General features: G+C 73.6%; 6 protein-coding genes and 1 pseudogene. 3 read left to right on the top strand and 4 right to left on the bottom strand.

Going from position 1 to position 5,589, the window contains the following annotated elements; all coding sequences use genetic code 11:
- The coding region (locus H5J29_RS19080; protein ID WP_312858308.1) for an ATP-binding cassette domain-containing protein at window positions 1–312 on the bottom strand (312 nt) is incomplete at its 3' end.
- A gap of 113 nt (window positions 313–425) precedes the next feature.
- Between H5J29_RS19080 and H5J29_RS19075 the strand changes: the two genes are divergently transcribed.
- Window positions 426–1,973, top strand: coding sequence for a long-chain-fatty-acid--CoA ligase (locus H5J29_RS19075; RefSeq protein ID WP_181782368.1), 1,548 nt, complete (start codon window positions 426–428; stop codon window positions 1,971–1,973).
- Window positions 1,974–1,984: 11 nt separating this feature from the next.
- Here H5J29_RS19075 and H5J29_RS19070 read toward each other — a convergent pair whose 3' ends face one another.
- Genes H5J29_RS19070 through H5J29_RS19060 form a run of 3 tightly spaced genes read right to left on the bottom strand, consistent with a single transcriptional unit; the run spans window position 1,985 to window position 4,025 of the window.
- On the bottom strand, window positions 1,985–2,245 hold the full coding sequence (locus tag H5J29_RS19070; RefSeq protein ID WP_181782367.1) for a helix-turn-helix transcriptional regulator: 261 nt from the start codon (window positions 2,243–2,245) through the stop codon (window positions 1,985–1,987).
- Between the two features lie 11 nt (window positions 2,246–2,256).
- Window positions 2,257–3,093 (bottom strand): ABC transporter permease, encoded by an 837-nt coding sequence (locus H5J29_RS19065; RefSeq protein WP_181782365.1) that lies wholly within the window; start codon window positions 3,091–3,093, stop codon window positions 2,257–2,259.
- Entirely contained in the window at window positions 3,090–4,025 is a 936-nt protein-coding gene (locus tag H5J29_RS19060) for an ABC transporter ATP-binding protein (protein WP_181782363.1), read from the bottom strand. Before H5J29_RS19060 ends, H5J29_RS19065 begins: the two co-directional genes overlap by 4 nt.
- Window positions 4,026–4,142: 117 nt before the next feature.
- Here H5J29_RS19060 and H5J29_RS19055 point away from each other — a divergent pair, with 117 nt between their 5' ends.
- Together H5J29_RS19055 and H5J29_RS19050 are read left to right on the top strand one after the other, a co-directional pair.
- The gene (locus H5J29_RS19055) at window positions 4,143–5,174 is read left to right on the top strand and encodes an LLM class F420-dependent oxidoreductase (protein WP_181782361.1); all 1,032 of its coding nucleotides are present in this window, start codon (window positions 4,143–4,145) and stop codon (window positions 5,172–5,174) included.
- A 114-nt stretch (window positions 5,175–5,288) separates the two neighbouring features.
- Window positions 5,289–5,589: pseudogene (locus tag H5J29_RS19050) on the top strand (hypothetical protein); the annotation flags it as partial.

The raw sequence follows: 5,589 nt of genomic DNA, 5'->3' as shown, positions 1-5,589 counted from the left end.
GCAGGCCTGCAGGTGCCGCCGCGCGGTGCGCGCCGGGTGCACGCCCTGGGCCTCCATGACCGCGCCGACGACCCGGCCCGGGGCGGCGAGCCGCGCGTACGGGACGCCCTCGACCAGCGCGGACCCGGCCGTGGGATGGACCAGGCCGAGGATCGCCCGCAGGGTCGTGGTCTTGCCGGACCCGTTGGGGCCGAGGAAGCCGGTCACCGCGCCGGGCTCCACCGTGAAGCTCAGCCCGCGGACCGCCTCCACCGGGCCGAACCGCTTGGCCAGCCCCTCCACCCGGATGCGCCCGCTGCCGTCGGGTTCCACACCGCTCCCCTCGTCGTTCCGCCCCATCCTCTACCCGCCCGATTCGTGCTTCTGATCCGGTCCACCGCCCGATACCTTGTGGTCCAGCTCACCCTCACCGTCGAGGAGACCCGATGACCCTGAGCCCTGCCGTGACCGACGTCCCGGGCCTGCTCGCCCGCTGGGTGACCGAGCGGCCGGAGGCCGAGGCGCTGCGTTTCGGGGAGGTGCGGCACACCTGGGCCGAGCTCGACGAGCGGGTCCGCAGGCTCGCCGCCGCGCTGCGCGCCGAGGGGGTCGAGCGGGGCGACCGGGTCGCCGTGCTCGACCTCAACCACCCGTCCTGCCTCGAGCTCACGCTCGCCTGCGCGCGGATCGGGGCCGCCAACGTCGTCGTCAACTTCCGGCTCGCGCCGCCCGAGATCGTCTACGTGGTCAACGACGCCGGCGCGCGGCTGCTGCTCGTCGGGCCGGAGTTCGCCGCCGCGGCGGCGGGCCTGGCGGACAGGGTCCCGACCCTGCGCCGGACGATCGGCACGGACGAGTACGAGGCCTGGCTGGCGGCCCACGAGCCGGAGCAGGGCCCGGCGCAGGTCGACCCGGCGGACTGCTTCGTGCAGCTCTACACCTCCGGCACCACCGGCTTCCCCAAGGGCGTGATGATCACGCACGCCGCGATGCTCGCGCTGGCCCACAACGCCGCGCAGAGCTTCCAGGTCGACGCCGACGCGGTCGTCCAGGTCGCGATGCCGCTGTTCCACGTCGGCGGCACCTCGTACGCGATGCTCGCCATCGCCAACGGGGCCCACACGGTGCTGCTGCGAATGCCCGATCCCGCCGCGGTCGTCGCCCAGCTGGAGGAGGAGCGGGTCACCCACACCTTCCTGGTCCCGGCCCTGCTGGGCGCGATGACCCAGGTGCCCGGGGTGGCCGAGCGGGACTTCAGCGCGATCCACACGCTGTCCTACGGCGCCTCGCCCATGCCGCTGCCGGTCATGCGCGCGTGCCTGCCGCTTTTCCCCGGCCGGATGCACCAGGTCTACGGGATGACCGAGGCCAGCGGCGCCGTCACCGCCCTGCCACCCGAGGACCACGAGAACCCCGAGGTCGCGCACCGGCTGGTGTCGGCGGGGGTGCCGCTGCACGGCTGCGCCATCGAGGTCCGGGACCCCGCCACCGGCGAGCCCGTGCCGACCGGCGAGCCCGGTGAGATCTGGGTGTTCACCGACCAGCTGATGGCGGGCTACTGGCAGCAGCCGGAGGCGACGGCGGCGGCGGTCACCCCGGACGGCTGGCTGCGTTCGGGCGACGGCGGGCACCTGGACGCCGACGGGTACGTCTACGTGACCGACCGGATCAAGGACATGATCGTCAGCGGCGGGGAGAACGTGTACCCGGCCGAGGTCGAGCGGGTGCTGGCCGAGTTCCCGGGGATCGCCGACGTGGCCGTGATCGGGGTGCCGGACGAGCGCTGGGGCGAGGTGCCCCGCGCGGTCGTGGTCGCGCCCGACGGCGTGGACGAGGCGGCGGTGCTCGCGTACTGCCGGGAGCACCTGGCCGCGTTCAAGTGCCCGAAGGGCCTCGACGTCGTCGACGAGCTGCCGCGCAACCCTACCGGCAAGATCCTCAAGAAGGACCTCCGGGCCCCCTACTGGGCGGGCCGCGACCGGCGGACGGTCTAGGACCCTGCCGGCTAGCCCGCCGGGCGCTCCGGGACACCGATCCTCGGAAACGGCCGGACCGCGAACACGGCCTCGACCGGCACCTCGAAGTGCTCCGCGATGCGGAGCGCGAGGTGCAGGCTGGGGCTGTACTCGCCGCGCTCGAGGTATCCCACGGTCTGGTAGTGCACCCCGACCGCGTCGGCCAGCTCGCGGCGGGAGAGGCCGCGCTCGGCGCGCAGCATGGCGATGCGGTTGTGGATCCGCGGGTCCTGCTCGCCGTCTGCGGTCATCGGCACGACCGTCAGGCCCGCTGCAGCGCCGCCTCGCGGCGGGCCTCCACGCGCGAGCCGGACTCCCGACGGGCCATCCGGCGCAGCAGGACCGGCCCGAGCCCCAACCCGACCGCGGCCCAGCCGCCGAGCACCAGCAGTCCCGCCACCGTGCGCCAGCTCCCGCCCAGCTCCAGCACGGCCGCCTCGGCGGGCAGGAACACCGACCGCAGGCCGAGCCCCAGCCAGTACATCGGGAACAGCTGGACCAGCACCTGGACCCAGCCCCACAGCACCTGCACCGGGAAGAACAACCCGCTCAGCGCCGACAACGCCGCGGTGGCCAGGAACCCGACGCCACCGATCGTGCGCGGGTTCTTCACCACCGAGCCGATGAGGAGCCCCACGGACAGACACGCCAGCAGGCCGAGAACCAGGTAGCCGAGCAGGCCGAGCCACAGCACGGCGCTGCCCACCGGCACTCCCGAGAGCAGGAACATGCCGGGCACGCCGACGATCAGCAGCCCGGCGGCGACGTCGAGCGCCGCGACCACCACGAGCCCGATCACGTAGGCCTGCATCCCGCCCGGCGTCGCCTTGGCGCGCAGGAGGGTGCCGTCCTCCCGCTCGTTGGCCAGGTAGTAGGCGATGCCCATCACCCCGAACACCACGGTGATGGCCATGATCCCGGGCAGCAGCGCTGCCGTCGCCGAGACGCCGAAGCCCTCCAGCTGCTGGTTGCGCAGCAGGATCAGCACCACCAGCGGCACGAGGTTCCAGAACACCGTGTTGGCCAGCCCCTCGCGGGTGGTGTTCACGGCCCGCCAGGTGATCCAGCCCCGCCGCAGCCCGAGCCGCAGTCCCCTCATCGCCCCTGCTCCCTGCGTTGCACCATCGCCAGGTAGGTGTCCTCCAGCGAGGACCGCCGGACCTCCAGCTCCGTGACCTCGGGTCCGGGCCCCGCCAACAGCTCCCGGACGAACGCGACGGCCGCCGCGTCGTCCGGCGCGCCGTGCACCGACCGCTCCCCGCCCGCGCACCACCGGACCTCGGTGTGCCCGGCGACCTCGCGCGACAGGGCCGCCGCGCTGCCGTCCGCCACGATCCGGCCGCCGTCGAGGATCAGGATCCGGTCCGCGAGCTTCTCGGCCTCCGCGAGGTCGTGCGTGGTGAGCAGGATCGTCACCCCGTCGACGTCCGCGAGGCGGTGGACGAGCTCGTGGAACTCCTGCCGGGCGTGCGGGTCCAGCCCCGCGGTCGGCTCGTCGAGGAACAACAGCCGCGGCCGCCCCACCAGCCCGATCGCCACGTCCAGCCTGCGTCGCTGACCTCCCGACAGCGACCCGATCCGCTGGCCCGCCCGGTCGGTGAGCCCGACCCAGCCGAGCAGCTCGGCCACCGCGACCGGCCGGGGGCGCTCCGGCTCGGAGTACGGCGCGTAGTAGTCGCCGAGGTGGCCCAGCAGCTCCGCGACACGCCACTTCGCGTGGTCGCGCCAGGACTGCAGCACGACGCCGATGTCCGCCCGCCACCGCTCGCCGCCGCGGACCGGCTGGACGCCCAGCACCTCGACCTCGCCCCCGGACGGGGCCCGGAAGCCCTCCAGGATCTCGATGGTCGTGGTCTTGCCCGCCCCGTTCGGCCCGAGCAGCGCCACGACCTCGCCGTGCCCGATCTCCAGGTCGAGCCCGCGCAGCACGGCGTTGTCGCCGTAGGTCATCCGCAGATCGCGGATCCGCACGGCCGGCCCCGTCACCGCCGCCGCGGCAGGCCCCGCCCCCAGGTCACTCGCCACCGTCATCGCACTCCCCCCTCTCGTCGTGCCAACCGGACGGAAAATAGCAGCCCTACTACATCAACACCAGACAAATCAGACACCGATGGCGTCGGTCAACCCCCACGTGACAGCATCGCTGTCATGAAGCTCTCGACGCAGCTCCCCTACTCCGACGACCCGGTGGCCGGGGCGGACCGCATCGTGGAGCTGGAGAAGGCGGGGCTCGACGTCGTGTGGGTCGCCGAGGCCTACAGCTACGACGCGGTGTCGGTGATGGGCTACCTGGCGGCGCGGACCTCGCGGATCGAGATCGGCTCCGGGATCCTGCCCATCTTCACGCGCACCCCGTCGCTGCTGGCGATGACGGCGGCGGGGCTCGACGCGTTGTCCGGCGGGCGGGCGATCCTGGGGCTCGGCACGTCGGGGCCGCAGGTGGTGGAGGGCTTCCACGGCGTGCCGTTCGACAAGCCGGTGGCGCGCACCCGCGAGGTCATCGAGATCTGCCGCTCGGTGTGGCGCCGCGAGAAGGTGGAGCACCGGGGCCTCTACGAGATCCCGCTGCCCGCGGAGCGCGGCACCGGACTGGGCAAGCCGCTCAAGCTGATCAACCATCCGAGGCGCGCGGACATCCCGATCTGGGTCGCGTCGCTGGGGGACAAGAACGTGGAGATGACCGCGGAGCTCGCGCAGGGCTGGCTGCCGCACGCCGTCGTCCCGGAGCGGATGGAGGAGGCGTTCGGCGCCCCGCTGGCCGCGGGGCTGGCCAAGCGGGACCCCGCGCTCGGCCCGCTGCAGATCGCGGGCGGCGGCTTCCTCGCGCTCGAGGAGGAGATGTGGGAGCCGGCCCGCCGGGCCGCCCGGGCGATGTTCGCGCTCTACATCGGCGGCATGGGCGCGCGCGGCAAGAACTTCTACAACACCGTGATGCAGCGCCAGGGCTGGCCGGACGAGGCCAAGATCGTCCAGGACCTCTACCTGGACGGGCACAAGGAGGAGGCGGCGGCCGCGCTCCCGGACGACTTCATCGACAGGTCCACGCTGATCGGACCGGCCGGGCACGTGCGCGAGCGGATCGCCGCGCTGCACGAGGCGGGGGTCACGCACCTCCAGGTCACGCCGGTCACGAACGACGCCCCCGGAGTGCTCGGTCAGGTGCGCGAATGGCTGCCGTGAGGGGGTGCCGTCACGGCGGGTGAGGGCCTCGTTCCACAATGAGGGGCCTGCCGTCCTCGACCCCCCGGGAGCCGCGTGGTGCCCGCCCTGCCCGTGCGTACGTCCGACGAGCCCATGGCTCCGGACGCCTACCGCTACATCGCGACGCACGCGTGGTGGATGGGGACGTTCATGGAGCCGGAGCCCGACGGCCCCGTGCACGTGCACCTCTCCGAGCACCTGCTGCAGCAGTGGACGCCCGCGATGCAGGAGGCGGACTGGCTGCTCGACCGGGTGCTCACCGCGCTGCTGGCCGGGGTGCGCGGGCCTGCCGTCGGCTTCGGCGCGACGATCCGGCTGCACGCCGACATGGTCCTGATGGCCGACGACGCCCGGGTGCGGATGCCCTTCGCGGCGCTCGGCACGGCGCCGGAGG

It is taken from the genome of Pseudonocardia pini (genome assembly GCF_013870575.1).
Classification (GTDB): domain Bacteria; phylum Actinomycetota; class Actinomycetes; order Mycobacteriales; family Pseudonocardiaceae; genus Pseudonocardia; species Pseudonocardia pini.
Note: the sequence above shows the minus strand (reverse complement) of the source record. Positions and strands in the feature narration are given on the sequence as shown.

Bases quoted from the DNA above. Each gene is read 5' to 3' on its own strand.
- H5J29_RS19060 (WP_181782363.1), bottom strand. From the start codon at position 4,025: ATGACGGTGGCGAGTGACCTGGGGGCGGGGCCTGCCGCGGCGGCGGTG.
- H5J29_RS19055 (WP_181782361.1), top strand. From the start codon at position 4,143: ATGAAGCTCTCGACGCAGCTCCCCTACTCCGACGACCCGGTGGCCGGG.
- H5J29_RS19065 (WP_181782365.1), bottom strand. From the start codon at position 3,093: ATGAGGGGACTGCGGCTCGGGCTGCGGCGGGGCTGGATCACCTGGCGG.
- H5J29_RS19070 (WP_181782367.1), bottom strand. From the start codon at position 2,245: ATGACCGCAGACGGCGAGCAGGACCCGCGGATCCACAACCGCATCGCC.
- H5J29_RS19075 (WP_181782368.1), top strand. From the start codon at position 426: ATGACCCTGAGCCCTGCCGTGACCGACGTCCCGGGCCTGCTCGCCCGC.